Below are 26214 nucleotides of genomic sequence, written 5' to 3'. Positions count from 1 at the left end.
TGATTTTACACCAGACGGCGGAGATAACGTGCAGGACAGCGAACTGACAGAACAGTTTCTTGATGCGCTCTGGATTGAACGCAATCTGGCGCAGAACACGCTCGCCTCCTATCGTCAGGATCTGCAGACGCTGACAGGCTGGCTGGCGCATCACGGGCTGACATTGATGAGCGTGACACCGCTGGATCTGCAGCAGTTTCTGGCAGAAAGGCTGGAGGGCGGCTACAAGGCGACCAGCTCAGCACGGCTGCTGAGCGCGATGCGTCGTCTGTTCCAGTATCTTTACCGCGAAAAGCAGCGGCCGGACGATCCGAGCGCGCTGCTTTCCGCACCTAAACTGCCGCAGCGTCTGCCGAAAGATCTCACCGAGGCGCAGGTTGAGCGGCTGTTGCAGGCTCCCGATACAAATATTCCGCTGGAGCTGCGCGACAAAGCGATGCTGGAGCTGCTTTACGCCACCGGCCTGCGCGTTTCCGAACTGACGGGCCTGACGCTCAGCGATATCAGCCTGCGCCAGGGCGTTGTTCGCGTCATCGGTAAAGGGGATAAAGAGCGCCTGGTGCCTTTAGGTGAAGAAGCGGTTTACTGGCTGGAGCAATATATGGAACATGGCCGGCCCTGGCTGCTTAACGGTCAGACGCTGGACGTGATGTTTCCCAGTAACCGGGCGCAGCAGATGACCCGGCAGACTTTCTGGCACCGCATCAAGCATTACGCCACGCTGGCAGGCATCGACAGCGAGAAGCTATCGCCGCATGTGATGCGCCATGCCTTTGCGACCCATCTGCTGAACCATGGTGCCGATCTGCGTGTCGTACAGATGCTACTGGGACACAGCGATCTCTCCACCACCCAGATTTATACGCACGTTGCGACTGAGCGTTTGCGACAGTTGCATCAACAACACCATCCGCGGGCCTGAACCGCGGCCATAAGGACAAAAATGAACAAGCATTTCGTGATGCTGGCCCTGTTAGCCAGCGCCTTTTCCGGCCTGGCCCATGCCGATGACAGTGCCATTCAGCAATCCCTTAAAAAGCTTGGTCTGAACCAGACCGAAATCAGCCCGTCGCCGCTGCCCGGTTTTAAAACCGTGCTCTCGGAAAGCGGCGTGCTCTACGTCACCGATGACGGCAAGCACATGATCCAGGGGCCGCTCTATGACGTCAGCGGCAAACAGCCGGTCAACGTCACAAACCAGCTACTGGACAAAAAGGTTGAGGCGCTGGTGCCGGAAATGATCGTCTATAAAGCGCCGAAAGAGCAGCATGTGATCACGGTCTTCACCGATATCACCTGCGGCTACTGCCACAAGCTGCACGAGCAGATGGCCGACTACAATGCGCTGGGCATTACCGTGCGCTACCTGGCGTTCCCGCGCGAAGGTCTGAACGGCCAGATTGAACCAGCGATGAAGGCGATCTGGTGTAGCGCTGACCGCAACAAAGCGTTCGATGAGGCGATGAAAGGCAATGCACCGAAGATGGCCGCCCCGGACAGCTGCAAAATTGACATTGCACAGCATTATAAACTGGGGGTGCTGTTCGGTATTCAGGGCACGCCTGCAATGCTGACTGACACTGGCATGATGATCCCGGGCTACCAGTCGCCGCAGGAGCTGAAGCAGGTGCTGGACAATCAGAAACGTGGTGGGTAATCGGTGGTAAAACAGGATGTGGAACTCCGTCGCCGAGAGGTGACGGTTGACGATGCGCTTCCGGCCAGCCTGCCGCCGTTGCTGAAACGTCTCTACCTGCAACGCGGCGTGCGTGACGCTGCGGAGCTGGAGCGCGGCGCCAGAAATCTGCTGCCGTTTCAGTCCCTGAGCGGGATTGACGACGCGGTGGCGCTGCTGCATGCGGCGCTGCTGGATGGCCGTCGCATTATGGTTGTGGGCGACTTCGATGCGGATGGCGCAACCAGTACCGCGCTGACGGTAATGGCGCTGCGCAGTATGGGCGGCAACAATGTGCAGTATCTGGTGCCCAATCGCTTTGAAGATGGCTATGGCCTTAGCCCGGAAGTCGTTGAGCAGGCGCGCGCGCGCGGTGCCGCGATGATCCTGACGGTCGACAATGGCATCTCCTCTCACGCAGGCGTTGAGTGTGCGCATCAGTATGGTATTCCGGTTCTGATCACCGACCACCATCTGCCAGGTGAGACGCTGCCCGCCGCTGAGGCGATCGTTAATCCCAATCTGCCCGATTGCGATTTTCCGTCGCGTGCTCTGGCCGGTGTCGGCGTTGCGTTCTATCTGATGCTGGCCCTGCGTGCCCACTTACGTACTCAGGGCTGGTTTGGCGCCACCCGTGCAGAACCCAATCTGGCAGAAATGCTGGATCTGGTGGCGCTCGGCACGGTCGCCGACGTGGTGCCGCTCGATGTGAATAACCGCATTCTGGTGTGGCAGGGACTCAGCCGGATTCGGGCCGGAAAATGCCGTCCCGGCATCCGTGCGCTGCTGGAGATTGCCAATCGCGATGCCCGCCAGCTGGCGGCCAGCGATCTCGGTTTTGCGCTGGGTCCCCGACTCAATGCCGCAGGACGCCTTGATGATATGTCGGTAGGCGTGGCGCTGTTAATGACGGACGATCTCAGCCAGGCGCGGATGCTGGCCAGCGAGCTGGATGCGCTCAATCAGACCCGAAAAGAGATTGAGCAGGGCATGCAGAGCGAAGCACTGGCGCTCTGTCAGGCGCTGGAGCGTGAACAGCGTGACCTGCCGCTGGGACTGGCTTTCTATCATCCCGAATGGCATCAGGGCGTAGTGGGGATCCTCGCGTCACGACTGAAAGAACGCTTTCACCGCCCGGTGATTGCCTTTGCGCCAGCGGGCGACGGCACACTGAAAGGGTCAGGCCGCTCGATTGCCGGTCTGCATTTGCGCGATGCACTGGAGCGGCTGGATACGCTGAATCCAGGCCTGATGCTGAAGTTTGGCGGTCACGCGATGGCGGCAGGCCTGTCGCTGGAGACGGAACGCTATGAGGAGTTTCGTCAGCGCTTTGCCGAACTGGTGGGTGAGTGGCTGGATGGCGAATCCCTGCAGGGCATCATCTGGTCAGATGGCGCGCTGCAGCCGCAGGAGTTCTCACTGCAGACGGCGGAGATGCTGCGCGAAGCCGGCCCCTGGGGCCAGGCTTTCCCGGAACCCGCATTCGACGGCAAATTCAGGCTGCTGCAACAGCGGCTGGTGGGCGAGCGGCATCTGAAAGTGATGGTCGAGCCGCTTGAGGGCGGGCCGCTGATCGACGGTATCGCTTTCAATGTCGATACGACGCTGTGGCCTGACAGCAGCGTCCGGCAGGTCGAACTGGCCTACAAACTGGATATCAATGAGTATCGCGGTAACCGCTCGGTGCAGCTGATCATTGATCACCTCAGGCCACTGAACTGAGTCAGCGGGACGCGCGTCAGCAGAAATGGCGGACGCGCGTCAGGCCGATGGCCTCTCCTTTCAGCCGCAGCAGAAACCCGAATGGCACCCTGACCTGCTGGCAGCGGTGGCAGGTCATGCAGTCACAGCATCTGCCCGCTGTCTCAACGCTACAATCTGCCGACACTTTCGGGTAAACTTACAGGTTAATTTTCCTGTCCCATCGAACATAATAAAGACGCCAAAGCCATGTTTGAAATTAACCCGGTCAAAAACCGTATTCAGGACCTCAGTGAGCGCAGCGACGTTCTTCGGGGGTATCTTTGACTACGATGCCAAGAAAGAACGCCTCGAAGAAGTAAACGCGGAGCTGGAACAGCCCGATGTCTGGAACGAGCCAGAACGCGCCCAGGCGCTGGGCAAAGAGCGCTCCTCGCTGGAAGCAATCGTACAGACGCTGGAGCAGATGTCTCAGGGTCTGGAAGATGTACAGGGCCTGCTTGAGCTGGCCGTTGAAGCGGAAGATGAAGAAACCTTCAACGAAGCCGTTGCCGAGCTGGATGGGCTTGAGAGCAAACTGGGCGAGCTGGAATTCCGCCGCATGTTCTCCGGTCAGTATGACAGCGCCGATTGTTACATCGATCTGCAGGCTGGCTCTGGCGGCACCGAAGCGCAGGACTGGGCCAGTATGCTGATGCGTATGTATCTGCGCTGGGCGGAAGCCAAAGGTTTCAAAACCGAAATTATTGAAGAGTCTGAAGGTGAAGTCGCAGGCATTAAATCTGTGACCATTCGCGTGTCAGGCGACTACGCCTTTGGCTGGTTACGCACCGAAACGGGCGTGCATCGCCTGGTGCGTAAGAGCCCGTTCGACTCCGGCGGCCGTCGTCACACCTCATTCAGCTCCGCCTTTATCTATCCGGAAGTGGATGATGATATCGATATCGATATCAACCCTGCTGACCTGCGTATTGACGTCTACCGCGCATCCGGTGCGGGTGGCCAGCACGTTAACCGTACAGAGTCCGCCGTACGTATTACCCATATTCCAACCGGCACCGTGACCCAGTGTCAGAACGACCGCTCTCAGCACAAGAATAAAGATCAGGCAATGAAGCAGATGAAAGCGAAGCTTTATGAGCTTGAGATGCAGAAGAAAAATGCTGAGAAACAGGCGCTGGAAGACAATAAGTCCGACATCGGTTGGGGAAGTCAGATCCGTTCTTACGTTCTTGATGACGCACGCATCAAGGATCTGCGCACTGGCGTAGAAACACGTAACACCCAGGCGGTGCTGGACGGCGATCTGGACCGATTCATTGAAGCAAGTTTAAAAGCAGGGTTATAAGGAACCGACATGTCTGAACAAGAACCGCAGAGCGCTGATGCCGCCGTAGAGTTAAACAACGAACTGAAAACGCGTCGCGAAAAGCTAGGCGCACTGCGTGCTAATGGCGTGGCGTTCCCTAATGATTTCCGTCGCGACAGCCTCTCAAATCAGCTGCATGAGCAGTATGATGAGAAAAGCAACGAAGAGCTTGAAGATCTCGGTATTGAAGTCAGCGTTGCCGGACGTATGATGACCCGTCGTATTATGGGTAAAGCCTCGTTCGTGACCCTGCAGGACGTTGGCGGTCGCATTCAGCTCTATGTGGCGCGTGACGACCTGGCCGAAGGCATCTACAACGAGCAGTTCAAAAAGTGGGATCTCGGCGATATTCTCGGCGCGCGCGGTAAACTGTTCAAAACGAAAACTGGCGAACTGTCCATTCACTGTTCTGAACTGCGCCTGCTGACCAAAGCCCTGCGTCCGCTGCCAGACAAGTTCCACGGCCTGGCCGATCAGGAAACCCGTTATCGTCAGCGTTACCTCGATCTCATCGCCAATGATGAGTCGCGTAACACCTTCAAAATTCGTTCGCAGATCATGGCTGGCATCCGTCAGTTCATGGTGGGCCGCGACTTTATGGAAGTGGAAACGCCAATGATGCAGGTGATCCCGGGCGGGGCGTCTGCGCGTCCGTTCATCACCCATCACAACGCGCTGGATATCGATATGTATCTGCGTATTGCGCCGGAACTCTACCTGAAGCGTCTGGTCGTGGGCGGATTCGATCGCGTGTTCGAGATCAACCGTAACTTCCGTAACGAAGGCATTTCGCCGCGCCATAACCCTGAGTTCACCATGATGGAACTCTATATGGCCTACGCAGATTATAAAGATCTGATCGAACTGACCGAAAGCCTGTTCCGTACGCTGGCGCAGGATGTGCTGGGCAGCACGGTTGTGCCATACGGCGAGCAGGAGTTTGATTTCGGTAAGCCGTTTGAAAAACTGACTATGCGCGAAGCGATCAAGAAATATCGTCCGGAAACGGACCTGGCCGATCTGGAGGATTTCGACAAAGCGGTTGCGATTGCTGAGTCGCTGCATATCAAGGTCGAGAAAAGCTGGGGCCTGGGCCGCGTCGTCACAGAGATATTCGAAGAGACGGCAGAAGCGCATCTGATTCAGCCAACTTTCATCACCGAATATCCGGCTGAAGTCTCTCCGCTGGCGCGTCGTAACGATGTGAACCCTGAAATTACCGATCGCTTTGAATTCTTTATTGGCGGCCGTGAAATCGGTAACGGCTTCTCCGAGCTGAATGATGCCGAAGATCAGGCGGAACGTTTCCTGCAGCAGGTGAATGCCAAAGATGCGGGTGATGATGAGGCCATGTTCTATGATGAAGACTATGTGACCGCGCTGGAGCATGGTCTGCCGCCAACGGCCGGTCTGGGCATCGGGATTGACCGCATGGTGATGCTGTTTACCAACAGCCACACTATCCGCGACGTGATCCTGTTCCCGGCGCTGCGTCCAGGCAGCAAGTAATCGTTAAGCATGCATTGAAGGCCGGGTTTCCGGCCTTTTTTATGTCTGCGGTTCGCCCTGGCAAGCCTGATGCGATTCTTTCTGCCTGACTGAATTTCTCAATCCGGAGCAACGATAATGACACAACGGCCCGACTGTATTCGTCACTGGCAAACGCTGGAAGGCGAGGATAACGAACATTATGCCGACAGTGATGAGCGCATGTCGATAGGCGCGCCACTGGGAAGATTGCTGGGATTAACCCGCCTCGGTATTCACCATGAAAGGCTTTTGCCAGGACGGCGCATGTCCTATCCCCACGCGGAGAGCGCGGAAGAGGAGTTTATCTTTGTGCTTGAAGGGTATCCTGACGCCTGGATCAACGGCGAGCTGCATCCGCTGTCGCCGGGTGATGCAGTGGCCTTTCCGGCGGGTACCGGTATCTGCCACACCTTTATCAATAACAGCGAGCATGAGGCCCGCTTTTTAGTCGCAGGTGAAACCAGCAAGCCTGAGAATCGTATAGCCTATCCGCTTAACCCGGACTACGAAGCCACCCGTAAAGACAAATGGCTGAATCCGCCTGAACAGCTAATGGGTGATCATCCTGGTTTGCCCGACAAAAAACCTTAGGGTTTCAGGGGCTTTTTCAGGCAGGTTTCGAAATGCGCGTATGGCACGTAGAGCGCTACGTTCTTGAAGAGCGTTTTGCCGGTGGCGTTGTCATCGATGTTATTGCTGTAACCAATAATCACACCCTCCTGCGTGTCGTCAGAGGCGTTATACACTGTGTCGCCCGACATGCCTTTTACCACCCCCGCATTGGCCGCAACCACGACGCACGCGGGTTTAATCCAGCTGTTCGCCAGCGTGGTATTAATCAGGTTCTGCCCACTGGAGCTGACCGGCATAGCGGAAATAAAACTGTAGCCGTAGAGATTCACCCAATCACCGATATGGCTATTGCGAAAGCTGGGGGCAGATTCCGTCGCTTTGTGTGGTAAATCACGGCCAGATCGCATTCCGGATGCCAGACTTTAAGCCGGTACAGTGAATATTCGGCATGTCAAAAGTTAAAGTCAGAGTGAGCTGTCAGAATCTGAATGACAGAGCCAGCTTGCAGATACTGACCATCCAGGTGTTCAATTAAATTAAGCAGGTAAAAAGAGGGTGTAATAGTTATCTGAGTTTAAAGCATTAAAGCAATGAACCTGGCATCGCAGGTATTACGATTTTAGTGCAATATGATGTTTAATGTTGTGTAAAATATGTTTGCTTACTTATTTAAATGTTTTTCAGAGGTGAATAACTCTATAAAATTTAGGGTTTTTACGTCTCAGATTTGATTGCTCGCTATTTTAAATTTAATTTTAAGTAACACCGATGATTAAAAAGAAACGGATGTAAATTATTCCCTGTCATTTTTAACTCTTGTTTTTGCAGCATTGATTATAAAATAGCTCGCCGACTCAGCTGAGAGGCAACGTGTGTTCTGGATCTCTTCAAATGAGAATTAATCTACTGGGTTGATGATAATGAATAGCGAAATCTTTATTCTGGATAATGATATCTATTTGATTAATGGGGTGAGAGAGATTGTGAAGGCTGATTTCTCAGTCATCAACAAGCACATGATAATCAGGCAGGTTAGTCTTATTGAGTTAATGAATATTGATCACAGATATAAGACCTTAAAAAAACACAGTATCGCTATTGTCCCCGCAAACCGATACGAAACACTGAGCATCTTTGCGGGCATGGAACAGATAAAGATGGTGCCCGCCAACGTCAGTATAGCGACAATGGCTGCATTACTTCATGATGTTACCATTTCGGGTAACCATTCGGATTGGGGAACTATCCGTCACCAGCTTTGCCTTACAGCTAAAGAGAGGCGATATTGCTATATGGTGTTCAGAGGCATATCCAATAAAAAAATTGCCCGTTATTTCCAGTGCACTGAAAAGAACATCAGCTATCTGAAAAGGAAAATCATGTCAAAATGGCGATGCAAAAACAGTCTGGAATTTTATAAAACCGTTACCTGGTTTTATAGCGACAATGAAAGCCTGCATGGTGAGTCCCGCATGGCGTAAATCTGCGAATATTTTTTGAAAAATCCGGCTGAACGGCAGGCGATGGTTAGCCTGCATTGAGCCGGTCACCTCCTCTTTACCTGCATACCAATGCTGGCCATCACTCAAGATGACAGCAATCTGTCGCCAGACGTAACGAAAATGCTTAAAATCATCAATCTGCCTGTCACACCAATCAGAATGGCAGAATAAAGGCCCTCGGATAATTTTCGCTTTTATAACAATGTTTTCTTTCGCATAACGCCAAAACGGTTTACTTATTGTCTGCTTACATCCCTCTTGTTAACAGCTCACAGCTCACAGCTCACAGCTCACAGCTCACAGCTCACAGCCAGCAAATTTTCTGCGTCTTTTCGTAAGGACTGGATGGGTTATTACTGTTACGAAAAATGATAGTGACACTCATAGCGGGAAAAACCCTGAAACAGACATAACAGGCTGTTTCAGCCTGTCAGGTTTCACATCGTTTAAATCAGGAAGGGGCAACACGATTAAACGACTGCCTGGAGTAACGATCACGCCGTTTAGACCAGAGTAACATTACTCTCCCTGACAGAGTTTTCCGGTTAAAACCTGTAACAGATGCGCGGAACGTCTTACCGTTAACAGTCTTAATGCCAGAGAACAGCGCACGATGTCCCTGCTTCAGTGTATTATTATTTGTCATCCTGATTGCAATATGAGTCCATTTTGATAACAGAATAGCTTTTATTTCCAGATATCTGCTATCAGGTCAATCATATCGGTCTGATTAGCGCAAGGTGCGTTGCTGGAAATATCCTAAAGTATTCAGGTTGAATTTAATATTTCCTTAACAATAAAGCGGGCGGCAATATTGAGGAGGCGTCTATATATTCCAATTTGGCAATGAAAGTGGCGCAGGAATGGAATCCTGTCTGGATAATTCCTATACACAAGTTGTTTCGTTTTTTCATTGGCTGAAGGTATAAATACGTCCGTCATAAGCAAGTCGATATGGCGGTAAGGGCAGGGGGCCTTTACCTCACTACTTAATATAAAAAAGCGGCCCCATTATTAATGGGCCAGTTTTTTATGTGGCAATCTCTGCTTTATCAAGTGGCAGAATTTACTTTAAGGATGAGACAAATGAAAAAGATTAAACTGGCGATGATTATGGGCATGGCCCTGGCAAGCAGCACCGTATTTGCAGCTGACCAGGGGCATGGCGTGGTTAACTTCAAAGGCGAAATCATTGAGGCACCCTGCTCAATTTCTGCTGACTCTGTTGAGCAGACCATTGATTTGGGTCAGGTGACAAGTTCAACGCTGAAAGGCGGTAAATCATCTTCTCCGGTAGCTTTCTCAATTAAACTGCAGGACTGTGATGTTACTTCTCTGGCCAAAAAGACGGTCACGGCGACTTTTACAGGTAAAGCCGCCAGTTTTGATTCTACCTCTTCACTGCTTGCACTCAGCGGTACGGCTTCAGGCGCAGGGATTGCTATCACTGATGATGGCAAAAAGCCTGTCAAGCTGGGCACGGCCAGCACGCCTTTCACGTTAAACGATACGTCCACTACCGCGACTCTGCAGTATGCTGCCTTCCTGCAAGGGGCTACGGATAATACGCAGAACCCCGTTATTGCAGGTCAGTTCACCAGCATCGCTAACTTTACTTTAGCTTACGAGTAAAAGCTGGCGCCTTACAAGCAGGCGTTAAGACGCCTGCTTTTTTAAATTTGCACTATCAGAGTGTGTTATTCGATGACCGGTGAAAAGATCATTTTTCCCGGCAGTGGGACTTTTTAAATCACTTTATTTTGTCTGGTCTGCCAGTGACACTGAACAGAAGGCAAATTCAGTCAGCTGACACAATTATGGATTCTCGCAGAATTGTTGGTATTAACAGGCGTTACAAACCTAAAAAGCATTAAACGTTCCTGTTAACCACAGTAACCAATGATGAGCTGGACACATGAAGGTCACTCAGAATGGCGCTGGTAGGTTATTTGATACAACCCGCTTTGTCATACAGCTAACGGATGAGCCATTCGGTAAATTTTAATAAAACTATAACGAGCAGATCTTTTTTGATTACCAGAAGAACAGAATGCTAGTCAGATGTTTAGTAGTGCAGGGGGGCTGTCAGAATCCGGGATGATTTATACCAGGTGTCATAATCCGGCAGTATGATTCTTAAATTTAATTTTAGATTGGTAGCCGGTGATAATTCTGACCAGGGATTGTTCAGATTACTATTCGTTTAAAATGGATTATTGCTGATGAATGCAAAGCATAAAAAAGTAGAGCTGAAAAAAGCAAACAGTAAAGTTAATCCTTTATTTATCAGTGCACTGTTCGTTTTAGGTGGTAATTTTAATGCCGAAGCCACAGATTCTCTAAGCGAACAGGATATTCAGTTTAACACTGACGTACTGGATGTCAGAGATCGTCAGCATATTGATCTGAGCCATTTTTCACGGGCAGGTTATCTGATGCCAGGAAAATATCACATGGTACTACGTGTGAACCATCATCAGTTGAATGAAATTGATGTGGAATTTAAGGCTCCTGAGAGTAATCCCAGTGGAAGTGAGCCCTGTATTACTGCGGCGATTGCAGAGCAGATCGGCCTGAAGAAGAGTGCGGAAAAGCAGTTAGCCTGGCAAAATGGCGGGCAATGTGTTGACCTCTCTTCATTACCAGGCGCGCAGGCGAAAGGAAATCTGGCTGAAAATGCGCTGGATATTTCTATTCCGCAGGTTTATATCGAATACATTTCTGACAGCTGGGATCCACCTTCACGCTGGGATCAGGGTATTGCGGGCGGGATTTTTGACTATAGCCTGAATGCACTTAACAAAACCCATGGTGAAAATAATAATAGTGAACAGGATGTTAGCGGCAATGGTGTGGTCGGTATTAATGCCGGACCATGGCGATTGCGTGGTGACTGGCAGGGAAATTATAATCATCGCTCGGGGGCTGGAAAATCGTCGCAGCATAGTCTGAGGATGAGCCGTTACTATATGTATCGTGCTATTGGTGCTTTGGGTGCCAGACTGACACTGGGGGAGAACTACTTCTTTTCCGATATCTTCGACAGTTTTCGGTTTATGGGTGCCAGCCTGATTTCAGATGACGGTATGCTGCCTCCTAATCTGCGTGGCTATGCTCCTGAAGTCAGCGGTGTGGCTAAAACAGATGCAAAAGTGACGGTGAGGCAGGAGGGGCGAGTCATTTATGAAACTCAGGTTGCTGCTGGCCCGTTTCGTATACAGGATTTAAGTTCAGCCGTCTCCGGTACGTTAGACGTCCAGATTAAAGAGCAGGACGGTACTGTGCGTACGTTTCAAATCAACACATCCAATATTCCTTATCTGACCCGACCTGGTCTTGTACGGTATAAAATGGCCATTGGTCAGCCATCTGATTATTTACGGCAGACCCGTGGCCCGGGATTTGCGAGTAGTGAATTTTCATGGGGTATTAATAACGGCTGGTCACTCTATGGCGGCTCAATTCTGGGCGGTAATTACAATGCACTCTCTCTTGGACTAGGGCGAGACTTGCTGACGCTTGGCGCACTATCAGTAGACGTGACGCAGTCGCGCGCGCGTTTTTCTGATCGAAGCAGTAAAGCAGGCGAATCTTACAGAATGAGTTATTCCAAGCGTTTTGAGGAACTGAACAGTCAGGTCACTTTTGCTGGCTATCGCTTTTCAGAACGGGATTATCTCAGCATGTCCCAGTATCTGGAATTACGTTATCTGGGCACCAATATTGGCCGGGGTAAAGAACTCTATACCGTGACCTTAAATAAGCAATTTGAATCGTCAGGCCTGAGCAGTTATTTAAACTACAGTCATCAGACCTATTGGGATCGGCCAGAAAACGATAACTACACGTTCTCGCTGGCGAAATATTTTGATTTTATGCGCTTGAAGAATCTTAGCGTAAACCTCACTGCATATCGTTCAGTCTACAATGGTCTGCATGACGACGGGGCTTTTATGATGCTCAGCGTCCCCTGGGGAAATAACGCGTCAGTCAGTTACAGTAACCAGTACTTTAAAGGTCGAGCTTCGCATAATGTCAATTACAGCCAGCGAATCGATAACAATAGTAATTATCAGATAAGTGCAGGCATCGGTTCTGATGGAAGGGCTGGTGCGGGCGGTTTTTATACACGTGATGGTGACCTGACCAGTGTAACGGCAACCGCAAGCTACAACGACAGTTATTACAGTGCTGTCGGATTGTCATTGCAGGGCGGGGCAACGGCGACGGCAAAAGGTGTGGCACTGCATCGTGTTACAACACTGGGAGGCACGCGGATGATGATCGACACAGACGGCGTCTCTGGCGTTCCGCTCGTTGGTAACGGTGGGGTGAGCCACAGTAATTTTGCCGGTAAAGGCGTAATTGGCGATTTAAATAATTATTACCGTAGCACTGTTCACATCGATCTTGACAGGCTGGCTGATAATGTCGATGCAACACGTTCAGTAGTACAAAGTTCGCTGACAGAAGGTGCAATTGGCTACAGGAAAATGGGGGTTATTGCGGGTGAAAAAGCAATGGCTGTTGTCAGACTTTCAGATGGAAAATCTCCTCCTTTTGGTGCGATTATTGAAAATGGTCATGGTTACCAGACCGGTATTGTTAATGATGATGGCAGTGTCTGGTTAACCGGTATCAATGCGGGAGAAAAAATGAATGTAAAGTGGGACGGGAAAGAACAATGCAGTATTACTTTACCCAAGCCATTGCCTTCTTTAGCTAGCGCTTTGCTTTTACCCTGTGAAACAGTCATCGGGAATAAGATTTGATCTGGCATTATTGAATGAGGTTTGTAATGAATTTTAAAAAATTATCATCTTTTTTTATCAGTCTGTTTATAGGGGCTGCATTTATACATCAGGCCAATGCTGCTATCGCGCTGGATCGTACACGCATCGTTTATGATGGCGGTAATAAATCAATGAGCGTAAGCATTACAAATAAAAATAAAGAGCTGCCTTATCTGGCACAGGGATGGATTGAAGATGCGGAAGGGAAAAAAATTGACTCCCCATTTATTTTGCTGCCACCCTTGCAGCGTATTGAGCCTTCAGCAAAAAGTCAGCTTAAAATTCAGTCAGTAGGGGGGGTAAACCTGCTGAAGCAGGATAGAGAAACGCTCTTTTACTTTAATCTGCGTGAGATTCCGCCGAAAAGTAACAAGCCAAACACCCTGCAGATTGCCTTGCAGACGCGGATCAAAATGTTTTACCGCCCTCACGCACTGATGAAAAATTCGGTGGAAATGATAAATATATGGAAGGATAAAATCACGCTGACGCGGGAAGGGGGAAAATACCGGGTAAACAACTCCACGCCCTATTTTTTTACTATAGCGACTGTCAGTGTTGCTAACAAAGATATTGCTGAAATGAAGCCAGTAATGATCGCGCCACAAAGCAGCATGGTAATGCCTGTCAGCGCTGAGAGGATGGGCAATGCACCTGAGCTTTCATTCATCAATGATTATGGCGGACGACCAAAACTGATTTTTCGTTGCAGCAGCGTGGAGTGCAGAGTGGGTGAATATAAAGATGGCTGATGCTCACATGTCGCAACGCCTGAAAAGCAGTAAGACAGATACAGACGGGTGGCGGATGCCTGAATGCTTACATCAACCGGAGAAGGGTACCGGACAGTAGGCAGGCTGTTGCTGATGCAACTTTGTGGCACCCACCGTTACGAATACCCCTCTGCACGTCAGAGGATCCAACCTCGCATGCGCTATGCAGGAGAGCCGCTTGCGTAATATCCGTTTGGGCAACCGCAGTGAGCCACTTATTTTCGCCTGAACGACGATTGAGGCTACGATTATGCCGGTAAAAACCAGCGCACATTGTCTGAAATGCTTTGGCCTGTCGGGATTCATGAGAATATTTTTCACTATTTTAAGTTATCTTGCGTTTCAGCCTTTATATGCAAACAGCGCCATTAATGTGAACCCTCTTGCCATTAATATAACGGGGACGGTAGTGGCTAATGCTGCCTGTACATTCAACGGTGACAAAGAGATCAATATCGAGTTTGGTGAGGTCTGGATCGACGAAATTACCGGCGATAACTATAAGAGAACGCTGCCTTACACATTGAAATGTGAAGGTGATGCGAACGGAAAAAGTATTCAGATGCGGTGGGTAGGAACCTCAGCGATTTTTAACTGGACACTGCTAAAAACAGATAATAAAGGTCTGGGGATTGAACTGCGTCACAACAACAAACAGGTCAGGCCGAATACCTGGTTTACAATTAATGCCGCCTCACCCCCGCAACTCGATCTGGTGATAGTAAAAAAAGCAGGTGCCTCTTTAGTTAACGGACAAGAGTTCTCTGCCTCCGCAACGCTGGAAGTGGCCTATAATTAAGGATTAATAACGATGAAAGTCCCTCTGCAAACGCTATTAAGCCTGAAGCTGCTGACTTTCGCAGCCCTGCAGCTTTTATTTCCCTCCTTCGCCTGCGCCGTTGAGAAAGGCGACACGCTTAAGGTAACGCTTCACGGTACATTGAAGCGTAAGCCCTGTCATATTAGCAACGATAAGATCATTGAGGTCGCTTTTGGTAATGTTGGGGTGAAAAAAGTGGATGGCCAGCGTTACATTCAACCCATCGATTATCAGCTTGAATGTGAGAGTCCTGATGATGCGGCGACATTAAAGATGACTATAAAAGGTACTCAGACGCTGTATAACACAGGGGCTATTACCACTAATGTCAGTGGCCTGGGTATTAAAGTTTTGCAAAACGGCTCCGCTATCGTGATTAATCAGCCTTTCATCATTGATTATCGTCATCCTCCTGTACTTCAGGCTGTTCCCGTGACCTCGGGGCAGGCATTGACTGAAGGTGTTTTCAGCGCAACAGCGACACTGCTGGCGGAGTATGAATAATGGGAAGAAATGAATGGGTTCTTTTTCAAAACAGATTAAAAAAAACGATGCCAGTTCTGCTCCTGTTTTTAATGCTCTTTTTCCAGGGCAAATCGGGGGCCGTTACAGACAACCTGAAATTTTCGGGGAATCTTGTTGCTGAACCCTGCGTGCTTGACCCCGCGACGGAAAGCATTGAGCTCGATTTTGGAACCATTATCGATAAATACCTCTATATCAATCAGCGAATTCACAGTCAGCCATTTACCGTGCGATTACTTGACTGCGATCTATCACTGGGTTCGACAGTCTCCCTGACCTTTAGCGGCTCCACGGACAGCGAGCTGACCGATATGTTAGCCGTATCAGGCACAGCGAGCGGCATTGCAATCGGTCTGGAAACCACTGAGGGCACGGCAATTCCCTTTAAAAAAGTAACGCCGGCTTTCAGGCTGATGTCAGGCACCACCGAACTGATATTAAAAGGCTATGTACAGGCTAAACCAACGGCTTTAAAAAATCGCACGATTGTCAGAGGGCCATTTAATGCGGTGGCGAATTTCACGCTTAATTATGAATAGCAGGCGGGTTATCGCATCAGCTATATCAGCGGCTGTCGGCTTTTTGGATCAGCCTGGCTGAATCTGTATCCGGGTAGCCATTCCTGACAGGAAGGTAATAAGTTCAGTGAGAGAAAGTGATGATGAAGTTAATAAAGTTAGCGTGCTTGTTTTTGCAGAAGATAGCGATGGCAGTTTTTTTAATCTGGCTGTGGAGTACCAATGCCAGCGCCTATGATTTTACACTGACCTGCTTTGGACCGAATGGGGGGCATGAGGGCAGGTGCGGTAAGCATCAGGATTTTGTACTGACGAAAATTTCCGATGCGCATGATGGCGTAACAATTCCCCTGCCATTGTCTGTTAATCCCGGTGGGAGTTATCTCTATTTGTATCTGGCAAGCTGTTCCTCTGATACCAGTTGCGAATTAGCAAGCGGTATCCTTTATCAAAAATTTATAGGCGTGCAAAATGTCAGCCTCGGGACATGGGGCAACGCCGCAAAACTGTTTCTGGATGGCGTAAACAGGCTGCGAGGCACTTTCTCACCAGCAAGTGCTTTCGATCAGACAACCTACTGGGATTACGCCAATCTTTGCCTGAGCGTTACGATAGTTAACTATTCCAGGACGTGGTATGTCTGGGGACTGGATTATGGAATTCCCATGAATAACGTCAGATGTACTGTGCCCATTAATCGCGTGGCGGCGGACACCTGTAGCGCAACAACCCCGAGTATTGATGTCGCTTTTGGTGAGGTTGAACGCGCTGAAATCTCCACTCAGGCTGGCGGTATCTATGACAAAACCAAAAGCTTTACGCTGAACTGCACAGGCGGCAGTGCACATAATTTCCTGGTTACGCTGAATATGACACCTGTTTCCTGGTCTCCCTCCCAGATGGTCACCAGTAACCCGGCGCTGGGCGTCAGCATGAGTAAAGATGGAGTTCCCATACACTCCAGTTCCGCTTTCATCATGAACGTGCCAGCAGGAGGCTCAGATGTCGCTAATCTGGTCTTCAGCCTGTTAAAAAACCCGTCGACACCTGCCGGCAATATTGCAACCGGCGACTTCACGGCTTCAGCCACGCTTATTGTGACCGAAATCTGACACACAAGGGTCGTTCTGATTCAACCGGCTGCTCAGGATGCATCAATATCAGGATTTAATCACCTGATGCAGCCAGGTTTCAAAACGCGCGTATGGCACATAGAGCGCTACGTTCTTATAGAGCGTTTTGCCGGTGGCGTTGTCATCAATGTTATTGCTGTAACCAATAATCACACCTGCCAGCGTGTCGTCAGAGGCGTTATACACCGCGCCGCCCGACATGCCTTTTACCACCCCCGCATTGGCCGCGACCACGACGCACGCGGGTTTATTCCAGCTATTGGCCAGCGTGGTATTAATCAGGTTCTGCCCACTGGAGCTGACCGGCATAGCGGAAATAAAACTGTAGCCGTAGAGATTCACCTGGTCACCGATATGGCTGTTGCGAAAGCTGGGGGGCAGATTCTGTTCGCTGTTCCTATGGTAAACCACGGCCAGATCGCATTCCGGATGCCAGGCTTTGACCCGGTAAAGCGAAAATTTCGCCACGTGCGCGGCGGTCAGACTGTACTCCGGCGTGAGCGGGATGGTGGTACCTAGCGTACCTAAACCCAGTATGGTGGGAATACCGGTCACCGTCATATCAACCCGTTTTTCTGCTTCCCGACTGTACTCATAATGACCGACTGAGCAACCTGTTAAGCCAAAAACCAGCAAGGCTATAAGTCGTTGCATTCTCTCTCCCTGCGTCAGAAATGGATGATTAAATGGCTATTCATCAGGGATATATCGGCAAGGCTACGGATTTATTAATCCATGCCCGGTTAAAAAGCGTAAACGCTGAGTGAAAAATTACAACCCGATATGGTCAGCCGGGGTGGTTATCACAGCAGCGAATCCCTGGGATTATTGCGTTCCAGGCAATAATCCTTTGCGGCGTACAGGCTATGTCGTGCATCGGGGTTATGCTGTAATACTTCGCGTGACGCAGATCAAATTTTATAGCGCGTCGCGTCGCTGCGCAGTTGCGCGGTTCACCTGCAAATAAGACCGGGAGAGAGTTATGCCTGTAGCATTACTGGCGCTGGCGCTGAGTGCGTTTGCCATCGGAACCACGGAGTTTGTCATTATGGGACTGCTGCCGGAGGTGGCTCGCGACCTTCAGGTGTCCATTCCGTCGGCGGGCTGGCTGATCAGCGGCTATGCGCTGGGTGTGGCGATCGGTGCGCCAATTATGGCGCTGCTGACCGCACGGCTGCCGCGCAAAAAAACGCTGATTCTGCTGATGGTCATCTTCATCATCGGCAACCTGCTGTGCGCGCTGGCCTATAACTATCACCTGCTGATGCTGGCCCGGATCGTTACTGCGCTCTGTCACGGTGCGTTTTTCGGTATCGGCGCGGTGGTCGCGGCCAGTCTGGTGCCTGCCGATCGTCAGGCGTCTGCCGTGGCGCTGATGTTTACCGGACTCACCTTAGCCAACGTGCTCGGCGTGCCGCTGGGCACCAGTTTTGGACAGATGTTTGGCTGGCGCGCGACCTTCTGGGGCGTGGCAATAATTGGTGTGCTGGCGTTTATCGCCCTGATCGTGAGTCTGCCGCAGAACAGACAGGAAAAACCGGTTCATCTGGCGAGTGAAATTGGTGCGCTGGCTAACGGTAAACTGTGGCTCTCCTTACTGATGACGGTGTTTTTTGCTGCGGCGATGTTCGCACTGTTCAGTTATATTGCGCCGCTGCTGACAGAGGTAACCGGTATCAGCGGTCGTGGCGTAAGCTGGACGCTGTTCCTGATTGGCGCAGGCCTGACGGTCGGTAATATTCTCGGCGGCCGGCTGGCCGACTGGAAAGTCTCCTTTAGCCTGATCCTCAGCTTCTCCCTGATCGCTATCTTCTCGCTGCTGTTCAGCTGGACCAGCCATGCGCTGTGGCTGGCCGAGATTACCCTGTTCCTGTGGGCGATGGCCACTTTTGCTACCGTGCCCGGTCTGCAGATCAACGTGGTGCGTCACGGTAAAGAGGCGCCTAATCTGGTTTCCACCCTGAACATTTCGGCATTTAACGTCGGCAACGCGCTGGGTGCCTGGGTGGGCGGAGCCGTGATTGGCGAAGGATTTGGCCTGACGGCGGTGCCGGTTGCCGCGGCTGCGCTGGCCGTTATCGGCCTGCTGATCTGCCTGTTCACCTTCCGTAAATCAGGTCGTGCGACCGCCAGCGTCCGCGCTTAAGTCAGACGCGCAGCGATCCGGGCTGGAAAGTCACTTACCTGCTGCTGCAGGTGAGTGACAAAAGCGTCAACCAGCGCCGAGGCGGGACGGTGACAGGGCCTCACAAGACTGACGGTAAACGGCACCGCCACACTGAACTTACGCATCACCACGCCGCTGTCAGCGTAATCCAGCGCCGTCAGCGGATTTACGATCGAAATCCCCACGCCCGCTCTGACCATTGCGCATACGGAGGCCGCGCTGTGCGTCTCCATCACCAGCCGTCGTTCGACGCCCTGTTCCTGAAACAGCGTATCCAGCAACTGGCGATAGCTGTCGCTGCGCGACAGGCTGACATACTTTTCGCCTGCAAAATCGTGTGGCGTCAGCTCGTCACGCTCGCATAAGGGATGCTGCTGCGGCAATACACACACCTCGTCGCAGGTCAGCAGGGCAAAGCGATCCGTACCGGCCGGGGCGTGCTGGGTTTCGGTTAAGCCAAGGTCATAACGCTGCGCGGAAAGCCACTCTTCCAGCAGCGGCGACTCCTGCGGAATGACATTCAGACTGACATCCGGGTAGCGCTGCAAAAAAGGCTGGCACAGCGGCGGCAGCAGCGACTGCGAAAAGACGGGCAGGCAGGCAATCGACAGCTCACCCTGGCGGAACTGGCGCAGCCCCTCGGCGGCCTCCATGATGCGGTCCAGTCCATACCAGGATCGCTGCACCTCTTCAAACAGTCGCAGACCCTGCACCGTAGGCTGCAGACGACCGCGCACCCGGGCGAACAGCGCCAGCCCCAGTTGCTGCTCCAGGCGCGCCAGCTCCCGGCTCACGGTCGGTTGTGATGTGTGAAGTAGCGTGGCCGCCTGGGTCAGGTTGCCGCTGGTCATTACTGCGTGAAAGACCTCAATATGCCGCCAGTTTATGTTTGCCACAGCTGCTACCTATATCCATTCTGCATAGATGCTATTAAAACAGATATTTTTCGCTATGGCATGTTTCTGGCTTAATGCCGTTATCGCCACAGGAGAACTGCTATGCCACGTCCTTTACAGAATACCGAAACCGCGCTCAACGCCGCGCATCTGCTGCCGCTGGCACGCCGTTATGCCGGGCCATTCTGGGCTTATGATGCGCAGATTATTGAGGCGCGGATTGCCCAGCTGCAGGCGTTTGATGTAGTGCGCTTTGCACAGAAAGCCTGCTCGAATATCCATATTCTGCGCCTGATGCGCGCGGCAGGCGTGAAGGTGGATTCGGTCTCACTGGGCGAAATTGAACGTGCGCTGGCCGCCGGTTATCAGCCCGGTGGTGATGAGATCGTCTTTACCGCCGATCTGTTTGACCAGCCGACGCTGGAGCGGGTCACGGCGCTGAAGGTGCCGGTGAATGCCGGATCAATCGATATGCTGCATCAGCTGGGCGCGATGTCGCCAGAACATGCGGTGTGGCTGCGGGTCAACCCTGGCTTTGGTCATGGTCACAGCCAGAAAACCAATACCGGCGGTGAAAACAGCAAGCATGGCATCTGGCATGGTGACCTGGAAGAGGCGCTGGCCGCGATTGCGCAGCATGGCCTGAAACTGGTGGGCATTCACATGCACATCGGCTCAGGCGTGGACTATGGGCATCTGCAGCAGGTGTGCGATGCGATGGTGGAACTGGTGGTGGCCTCCGGTCAGGATCTCACGGCGATCTCTGCAGGCGGCGGCCTCTCTGTGCCATACCGCTATGGCGAAGAGGCGATCGATACCGCACACTACTTCGGACTCTGGGATGCGGCACGGCAGCGCATCGCGCAGCACCTGGGCCATGCGATCAAACTGGAGATCGAACCGGGGCGCTTCCTGGTGGCCGAGGCGGGTGTGCTGGTGTCGCAGGTCCGGGCGGTGAAGTCGATGGGAAGCCGTCACTTCGTGCTGGTCGATGCCGGTTTCAGTGACCTGATGCGCCCTTCGATGTACGGCAGCTATCACCATATTTCGCTGATGACGGGCGACGGGCGGACGATTGATGCGCAGCAGACTGTCGATACGGTGGTTGCGGGTCCGCTGTGCGAATCGGGCGATGTCTTTACCCAGCTGGAAGGCGGCATGGTCGAGCCGCGCGCGCTTCCGGCGGCAAAAGTAGGCGATTACCTGGTCTTTCATGACACCGGTGCTTATGGTGCTTCGATGTCCTCTAACTACAACAGCCGCCCGCTGATCCCCGAAGTGCTGTTTGAGCAGGGCCAGCCGCGTGAAATCCGCCGCGCGCAGACAATCCAGTCGTTGCTGGCACTGGAAATCGGCTAATCTTCCCGGCGGCCAGCACGCCGCCTCTGTGCCACCTCATAAACTGCCCGCTCTGCTTAGCGGGCAGTTTCACGTCTGCGCCCTGTGACCGAAGAGATTGCCTTTTCTGGCGCAGGCTTCAGCAATATCGTCATCCGCACAGTGCTCCCTTTAAAGGATGTGAATGTGATTAAGATCGTTTCGCTCAGCGAAGTCCCGCAGTTTGCCGAACAGATTACTGACTGGCAGTGGCGCGCCTTTGGTGACGCCAGCAGTCGGGCGTTTTTTAAAAGCGTCGTCAACAGCAGCCTGAACGGTGCTGAATTCCCGATTACGTTTGTTGCGATCGAGGCGGGCAGGGCGATCGGCACCGTCGGCTTCTGGCGCTGCGACCTCATCAGCCGTCAGGATCTCTTTCCCTGGCTGGCGGCTCTCTATGTGGATGAACCGGCACGAGGCAAAGGCGTGAGTGAGGCGTTGCAGCAGCATGTCATTGCATGGGCTCAGGAACAGGGCTATCCGCGGTTGTGGCTATGGTCCACCTTCACGGGCTATTACGAACGGTTTGGCTGGCTGCCACAGGGTGAGGCGCTGGAGTATCCTGACAAGCCTGTCAGGCTCTACTGCCGCGACCTGTAAAAGAGGCCAGCCACCGACGGCAGCTGGCAGGCACATTCAGGGCGCCGGATAGGTATAACGGCGGTGAATCGCCTCAATACCTTCCAGGATCTCTGTATTTAAAGTCAGATTAAAGCTGTCGATGTTCAGCTGCAGCTGCTCAAGCGTGGTGGCGCCCAACAGTGTACTGGCCACAAACGGCTGCTGTCGCACATAGGCAAGCGCCATCTGTGACGGGTCGATCTGATGCTGCTGAGCCAGAGCCACATATTCGGCAATCGCCTGCTGTGACTGCTCGCCGCTGTAACGGGTGAAGCGGCTGAACAGCGTATTGCGCGCACCCGCAGGCTGTGCGCCATTAAGATATTTACCGCTCAGCGTGCCGAAGGCCAGGCTGGAATAGGCGAGCAGCTCGACCCCTTCATGCTGGCTGATCTCGGCCAGGCCAACTTCAAAACTGCGGTTCAGCAGGCTGTAGGGATTCTGGATGCTGACGATACGCGGCAGCTCATGTTTCTCTGCCAGCTGCAGGTAGCGCATGACGCCCCACGCGGTTTCGTTCGACACTCCGATATAGCGGATTTTACCGGCGCGAACCTGTTCGGTCAGCGCTTCCAGCGTCTCCAGCAGCGTGACCTGCGCAGTGGTTTCGCTATACTGATAGCCAAGTTTGCCAAAGAAGTTAGTCTGACGCTGAGGCCAGTGCAGCTGGTAAAGGTCAAGGTAGTCGGTATTCAGGCGTTTCAGACTGGCGTCGAGCGCGGCGCGGATATTTTTTCGATCCAGCGCCATATCCGGACGAATGGTGGCATCGCTGCCGCGCGTTGGCCCGGCGACTTTGCTGGCCAGAATGATTTTGTCGCGACAGCCGCGCGCTTTAAGCCAGCTGCCAATATAGCGTTCAGTCAGACCCTGGGTTTCCGGGCGCGGTGGCACCGGATACATTTCGGCAGTATCAATAAGATTGATGCCAGAACGGATAGCTAAATCCAGCTGAGCATGCGCGTCGGCTTCGCTGTTCTGTTCGCCAAACGTCATAGTGCCCAGTCCCAGCTGACTCACTTCCAGCGTGCTGTGGGGAATACGATGATAGTGCATTGCCAGCGTCCTTTTCTTTATGGAACGGAATGTTGTGTCCTCAGGGACTATAGCGCGAGCAATGGCGGGGAAGGAAGGGGGAAAAGTCGGGGAAATCACCTGTCAGCGGCGAAGCGGTGACAGGTGGTTAAATCGGGCACTTAACGTTCAATGATCGTTGAGACCTCGTCACTGTTAATCTGTACGGCGTGGCCCGTCTGGTCGGTGTATTCAACCAGGCCCGTCTCTTTATCAATGCTGGGCTTTCCTTCGGTCATGATCATGCGGCCATCTTTGGTCGCCATCACGTAATCAGAACTGCATCCACTTAAACATGCTGCGGCTAATACTATCAGTGCTGCGCCTGCCAACCCTCTCATCACGCCTTATCCTCACAAATTGTCGATTGCAAAAAGTGTAGTAATAAATGGTTTTGCCAGCGGGGTTAATCGAAGGAATCTGAAAATAACCGGGCGAGCAGGCTCGCCCTTGACTTTCTCAGGCGTGCTTTTTCTTACTGCGCATCAGATTAAGGCACTCAACCGCCATTGAGAAGAACATGGCGAAATAAATGTAACCTTTTGGTACATGCACCGCAAAACTCTCCAGAATCAGGGTAAAACCAACCAGGATCAGGAAAGAGAGCGCCAGCATTTTGACGGACGGATGGCGGTCCACGAACTCGCCAATGGCACGCGCGGCGAACATCATCATCATCACGGCAATCACGACCGCCGCCATCATAATGAACAGATGATCGGACAGGCCGATGGCGGTGATTACGGAGTCAAGGCTGAAGATGATGTCGAGCATCATGATCTGCACAATCGCGCCCAGAAACGAATGTACGCGGGTGTTGTGTTCGCCTTCGCTGCCCTCGATCGTTTCGTGGATCTCCATGCTTGATTTCCAGAGCAGGAACAGGCCACCGAACAGCAGAATCAGATCGCGTGCAGAGAAAGGGTGGTCCATCAGCGTGAAGAGCGGGTTAGTCAGACGCGCGACCCACGCAATGGAAGCCAGCAGACCCAGACGCATTAACATTGCGCCCATCAGCCCAATGCGGCGTGCGCTGGCTTGCTGATGTTTCGGCAGTTTCGCGACCACCAGTGACAGGAAAATGATGTTATCAATACCCAGCACCACCTCAAGGATGGTCAGGGTACCCAGCGCCAGCCAGGCGTTGGGGTCAGAAATCCACTCAAACATACCGACATTCAATCCTAAACGAAAAGTAAACGACGATTATACGCATTCGATTCGCCGATCTCCCGCAAAATTGCGGCCCTGTCGGCGTGGAAGACGATTCAGAGCAGAAAATGGCGTGCCAGCAGCGGGCCGGTGAAACTCTTTTTAAGGTAAAAGCCACGCGGCAGGGTCAGGATCGGCTGGCCCTGATCGCCGATCCCTTCGGTCAGGGCTCTGCTATTGGCGGCTTTAGGACGGATCTGCAACCAGGCGCCGTGTCGTGCCGTGATCTGCTCAACGCGTCCCAGCACGATCATATCCATCAGCTCTTCCCAGTCCTGGCGCAGCAGCTCATCTTCTTTTTCGTCCGGGCTCCAGAGCAGCGGCGCGCCGACACGGCGTTCCCGCAGCGGGATCGTCCGTTCGCCTTCCACCGGGACCCAGAGTACCCGGGCCAGCTTATGGCGTACATGGCTGGTCTGCCAGGTGACACCACTGTTGCCGGTCAGAGGCGCGACACAGACAAAAGTGGTTTCCAGCGGTTTACCCTGCGCATCAATCGGGATGGTTTTCAGTTCGATGCCAAGATGCGCAAAATCCTGTTCCGCTTTGCTGCCGGCGCTGGCACCAAGGTGCCACTCCAGCAGCATACCGACCCAGCCTTTGTCGCGTTTCAGATCGGCAGGCATCGGCAGACCCGCGCGTCCAGCCAGCGTCTCCAGCGTAAATCCGGCTAAATCCTGGGCGCGCGCCAGCAGGCTGGCTTCATCTTTGGGTGGTCCGGGCTGGTTACGCATGTCACTCACTTAATCTGGTCAAAAATTATACAGCGGCGAACAGGTCAGGCACCTGAGAATAATAAACCGCCATCGGGATCGATAATAACATGATAGATCATGCTTTTTTGACTGCGGCAGCCCGACGTCATCCACAGGCGTTCCGGGTTATCCCGGTTTACCCGCAACAATGAACAGGATCTCCAGCCCGGTTATCCACAGAAAAATGGGATAACACCCCGTTATGTACGGTACTGGTTCCATTTACAGCCTTGACTTTTCCTGATGTGAGCATATTTTCACCGCCATGACCTGACTCTGAGCAATTATCTGTGGATAAAAAAGTCAGTGGTTAAATTTTAAACATTTGTCAGCAGCCGCAAAACTATTCGTTGTTTATAAAAAGCGTGCTGAAGGGCATTATGGATATAATTTCAATAATATCATAGAGATAATAAGGTGGTGTGCGCTGGCTATCTGACGTCATAAAAAGAGGTTATTCAGTTAACTCCCGCGTTCTGCACAAAGCTATCCACAGAAATAGTGAATAAGATCGATTTTTTTGGTGGTTTTTGTTTATAACTTTACGCTTTCCTGTGAGTTATCCCGAAAAACAGGGCTTAACCCCTCATGAATCCAGTGGTTTACCGCCTGTAAGGAGTATGAAACAATCAGCCCATTCAAATTTTGCTTTGAGGTAGTCCGGTGATCGATGATGATGGCTACCGCCCGAATGTTGGTATCGTAATCTGTAACCGGCAGGGACAAGTGTTATGGGCCAGGCGCTTTGGACAGCACTCCTGGCAATTTCCTCAGGGAGGCATCAATCCCGGTGAAACCGCAGAACAGGCGATGTATCGCGAACTGTTCGAAGAGGTCGGGTTGCACCGGAAGGATGTACGTATACTTGCTTCTACCCGTAACTGGTTGCGTTACAAGTTGCCAAAACGTTTGGTGCGTTGGGACACAAAGCCGGTATGTATCGGCCAGAAACAAAAGTGGTTTCTCTTGCAGTTAATGTGTAATGACGCGGATATCAATGTGCAACACAGCAGCACGCCGGAGTTTGATGGCTGGCGCTGGGTCAGTTTCTGGTATCCGGTGCGTCAGGTTGTCTCTTTTAAACGCGACGTTTACCGTCGGGTGATGAAGGAATTCGCTGGCGTGGTAATGACTATGCAGGAGAGTGCGGGGCAGCGAAACAATTCTGCCCATCGACGTAAGAGAGGATAGGCCACGCCC

The 26214-nt window shown here is 52.2% G+C and carries 24 protein-coding genes and 1 pseudogene; 18 read left to right on the top strand and 7 right to left on the bottom strand.

What is annotated here, in order from left to right:
- Nucleotides 1–28 precede the first annotated feature (28 nt).
- The 6 genes from xerD to ACLHDD_RS11870 all read left to right on the top strand — a co-directional run bounded on the left by xerD (nt 29) and on the right by ACLHDD_RS11870 (nt 6866).
- Nucleotides 29–922 carry a site-specific tyrosine recombinase XerD gene (xerD, locus tag ACLHDD_RS11895; RefSeq protein ID WP_427104271.1) on the top strand — a complete coding sequence of 298 codons (894 nt, stop codon included), beginning with the start codon at nt 29–31 and terminating at the stop codon, nt 920–922.
- A gap of 21 nt (nt 923–943) precedes the next feature.
- On the top strand, nt 944–1657 hold the full coding sequence (gene dsbC / locus ACLHDD_RS11890; protein WP_427104270.1) for a bifunctional protein-disulfide isomerase/oxidoreductase DsbC: 714 nt from the start codon (nt 944–946) through the stop codon (nt 1655–1657).
- 3 nt (nt 1658–1660) lie between these two features.
- Nucleotides 1661–3397 carry a single-stranded-DNA-specific exonuclease RecJ gene (recJ, locus tag ACLHDD_RS11885; protein ID WP_427104269.1) on the top strand — a complete coding sequence of 579 codons (1737 nt, stop codon included), beginning with the start codon at nt 1661–1663 and terminating at the stop codon, nt 3395–3397.
- Nucleotides 3398–3625: 228 nt separating this feature from the next.
- Nucleotides 3626–4724 (top strand): peptide chain release factor 2 gene (gene prfB / locus ACLHDD_RS11880; RefSeq protein WP_111142219.1). Its coding sequence is split into 2 segments (ribosomal slippage): nt 3626–3700 and nt 3702–4724, totalling 1098 coding nucleotides; the frame shifts between segments, so codons are not numbered across the junction.
- A 9-nt stretch (nt 4725–4733) separates the two neighbouring features.
- Nucleotides 4734–6254, top strand: coding sequence for a lysine--tRNA ligase (lysS, locus tag ACLHDD_RS11875; RefSeq protein WP_427104268.1), 1521 nt, complete (start codon nt 4734–4736; stop codon nt 6252–6254).
- Between the two features lie 117 nt (nt 6255–6371).
- Nucleotides 6372–6866, top strand: a complete 495-nt coding sequence (locus ACLHDD_RS11870; protein WP_427104267.1) for a cupin domain-containing protein — start codon at nt 6372–6374, stop codon at nt 6864–6866.
- Here ACLHDD_RS11870 and ACLHDD_RS11865 read toward each other — a convergent pair.
- Nucleotides 6863–7296: pseudogene (locus ACLHDD_RS11865) on the bottom strand (serine protease); the annotation flags it as partial. The gene ACLHDD_RS11870 and the pseudogene ACLHDD_RS11865 sit on opposite strands and share 4 nt — an antisense overlap.
- A 472-nt stretch (nt 7297–7768) precedes the next feature.
- Between ACLHDD_RS11865 and ACLHDD_RS11860 the strand changes: the two are divergent.
- The 8 genes from ACLHDD_RS11860 to ACLHDD_RS11825 all read left to right on the top strand — a co-directional run bounded on the left by ACLHDD_RS11860 (nt 7769) and on the right by ACLHDD_RS11825 (nt 16891).
- Nucleotides 7769–8329 carry a helix-turn-helix transcriptional regulator gene (locus ACLHDD_RS11860; protein WP_427104266.1) on the top strand — a complete coding sequence of 187 codons (561 nt, stop codon included), beginning with the start codon at nt 7769–7771 and terminating at the stop codon, nt 8327–8329.
- A gap of 1107 nt (nt 8330–9436) precedes the next feature.
- On the top strand, nt 9437–9982 hold the full coding sequence (locus ACLHDD_RS11855) for a fimbrial protein (protein WP_427104265.1): 546 nt from the start codon (nt 9437–9439) through the stop codon (nt 9980–9982).
- A 590-nt stretch (nt 9983–10572) separates the two neighbouring features.
- Nucleotides 10573–13122: an outer membrane usher protein gene (locus ACLHDD_RS11850; RefSeq protein ID WP_427104264.1), complete on the top strand. Its 2550-nt coding sequence runs from the start codon at nt 10573–10575 to the stop codon at nt 13120–13122.
- 26 nt (nt 13123–13148) lie between these two features.
- Nucleotides 13149–13895 carry a fimbria/pilus periplasmic chaperone gene (locus tag ACLHDD_RS11845; RefSeq protein ID WP_427104263.1) on the top strand — a complete coding sequence of 249 codons (747 nt, stop codon included), beginning with the start codon at nt 13149–13151 and terminating at the stop codon, nt 13893–13895.
- A 271-nt stretch (nt 13896–14166) separates the two neighbouring features.
- The gene (locus ACLHDD_RS11840) at nt 14167–14715 is read left to right on the top strand and encodes a fimbrial protein (protein WP_427104262.1); all 549 of its coding nucleotides are present in this window, start codon (nt 14167–14169) and stop codon (nt 14713–14715) included.
- 12 nt (nt 14716–14727) lie between these two features.
- Nucleotides 14728–15240 carry a fimbrial protein gene (locus ACLHDD_RS11835; protein ID WP_427104261.1) on the top strand — a complete coding sequence of 171 codons (513 nt, stop codon included), beginning with the start codon at nt 14728–14730 and terminating at the stop codon, nt 15238–15240.
- The gene (locus ACLHDD_RS11830) at nt 15240–15800 is read left to right on the top strand and encodes a fimbrial protein (protein WP_427104260.1); all 561 of its coding nucleotides are present in this window, start codon (nt 15240–15242) and stop codon (nt 15798–15800) included. Before ACLHDD_RS11835 ends, ACLHDD_RS11830 begins: the two co-directional genes overlap by 1 nt.
- Nucleotides 15801–15967: 167 nt before the next feature.
- Nucleotides 15968–16891 carry a fimbrial protein gene (locus tag ACLHDD_RS11825; RefSeq protein WP_427104259.1) on the top strand — a complete coding sequence of 308 codons (924 nt, stop codon included), beginning with the start codon at nt 15968–15970 and terminating at the stop codon, nt 16889–16891.
- A 48-nt stretch (nt 16892–16939) separates the two neighbouring features.
- Here ACLHDD_RS11825 and ACLHDD_RS11820 read toward each other — a convergent pair whose 3' ends face one another.
- Nucleotides 16940–17566 (bottom strand): serine protease, encoded by a 627-nt coding sequence (locus ACLHDD_RS11820; protein ID WP_427104258.1) that lies wholly within the window; start codon nt 17564–17566, stop codon nt 16940–16942.
- A 328-nt stretch (nt 17567–17894) separates the two neighbouring features.
- Between ACLHDD_RS11820 and ACLHDD_RS11815 the strand changes: the two genes are divergently transcribed.
- Nucleotides 17895–19058, top strand: a complete 1164-nt coding sequence (locus tag ACLHDD_RS11815) for an MFS transporter (RefSeq protein ID WP_427104257.1) — start codon at nt 17895–17897, stop codon at nt 19056–19058.
- On the opposite strand, the gene ACLHDD_RS11810 is transcribed toward ACLHDD_RS11815, so the two are convergent.
- Nucleotides 19055–19975 carry a LysR family transcriptional regulator gene (locus tag ACLHDD_RS11810; RefSeq protein ID WP_427104256.1) on the bottom strand — a complete coding sequence of 307 codons (921 nt, stop codon included), beginning with the start codon at nt 19973–19975 and terminating at the stop codon, nt 19055–19057. The two genes, ACLHDD_RS11815 and ACLHDD_RS11810, sit on opposite strands and share 4 nt — an antisense overlap.
- A 102-nt stretch (nt 19976–20077) precedes the next feature.
- Between ACLHDD_RS11810 and lysA the strand changes: the two genes are divergently transcribed.
- Together lysA and ACLHDD_RS11800 are read left to right on the top strand one after the other, a co-directional pair.
- Nucleotides 20078–21334 carry a diaminopimelate decarboxylase gene (gene lysA / locus ACLHDD_RS11805; protein WP_427104255.1) on the top strand — a complete coding sequence of 419 codons (1257 nt, stop codon included), beginning with the start codon at nt 20078–20080 and terminating at the stop codon, nt 21332–21334.
- A gap of 165 nt (nt 21335–21499) precedes the next feature.
- Complete coding sequence (locus tag ACLHDD_RS11800) at nt 21500–21952, top strand: GNAT family N-acetyltransferase (protein ID WP_427104254.1); 453 nt, start codon at nt 21500–21502, stop codon at nt 21950–21952.
- Nucleotides 21953–21988: 36 nt separating this feature from the next.
- Here the strand turns inward: ACLHDD_RS11800 and ACLHDD_RS11795 are convergent, their stop codons facing one another.
- The 4 genes from ACLHDD_RS11795 to mutH all read right to left on the bottom strand — a co-directional run bounded on the left by ACLHDD_RS11795 (nt 21989) and on the right by mutH (nt 24993).
- The gene (locus ACLHDD_RS11795) at nt 21989–23029 is read right to left on the bottom strand and encodes an NADP(H)-dependent aldo-keto reductase (RefSeq protein WP_427104253.1); all 1041 of its coding nucleotides are present in this window, start codon (nt 23027–23029) and stop codon (nt 21989–21991) included.
- Between the two features lie 140 nt (nt 23030–23169).
- On the bottom strand, nt 23170–23388 hold the full coding sequence (locus tag ACLHDD_RS11790; RefSeq protein WP_427104252.1) for a YgdI/YgdR family lipoprotein: 219 nt from the start codon (nt 23386–23388) through the stop codon (nt 23170–23172).
- A gap of 118 nt (nt 23389–23506) precedes the next feature.
- On the bottom strand, nt 23507–24217 hold the full coding sequence (locus ACLHDD_RS11785) for a TerC family protein (RefSeq protein ID WP_128083953.1): 711 nt from the start codon (nt 24215–24217) through the stop codon (nt 23507–23509).
- 98 nt (nt 24218–24315) lie between these two features.
- Nucleotides 24316–24993, bottom strand: coding sequence for a DNA mismatch repair endonuclease MutH (gene mutH / locus ACLHDD_RS11780; protein ID WP_427104251.1), 678 nt, complete (start codon nt 24991–24993; stop codon nt 24316–24318).
- A 684-nt stretch (nt 24994–25677) separates the two neighbouring features.
- On the opposite strand from mutH, the gene rppH reads away from it, so the two are divergent.
- Nucleotides 25678–26205 carry an RNA pyrophosphohydrolase gene (gene rppH, locus ACLHDD_RS11775; RefSeq protein WP_313654756.1) on the top strand — a complete coding sequence of 176 codons (528 nt, stop codon included), beginning with the start codon at nt 25678–25680 and terminating at the stop codon, nt 26203–26205.
- The last annotated feature ends 9 nt before the right edge of the window (nt 26206–26214 follow it).

Origin of the sequence: Pantoea sp. NSTU24, assembly GCF_050157905.1 — a bacterium.
GTDB lineage: Bacteria > Pseudomonadota > Gammaproteobacteria > Enterobacterales > Enterobacteriaceae > Pantoea.
The sequence above is the reverse complement of the archived record's forward strand: the minus strand, read 5'-3'. Positions and strand labels throughout refer to the sequence as shown.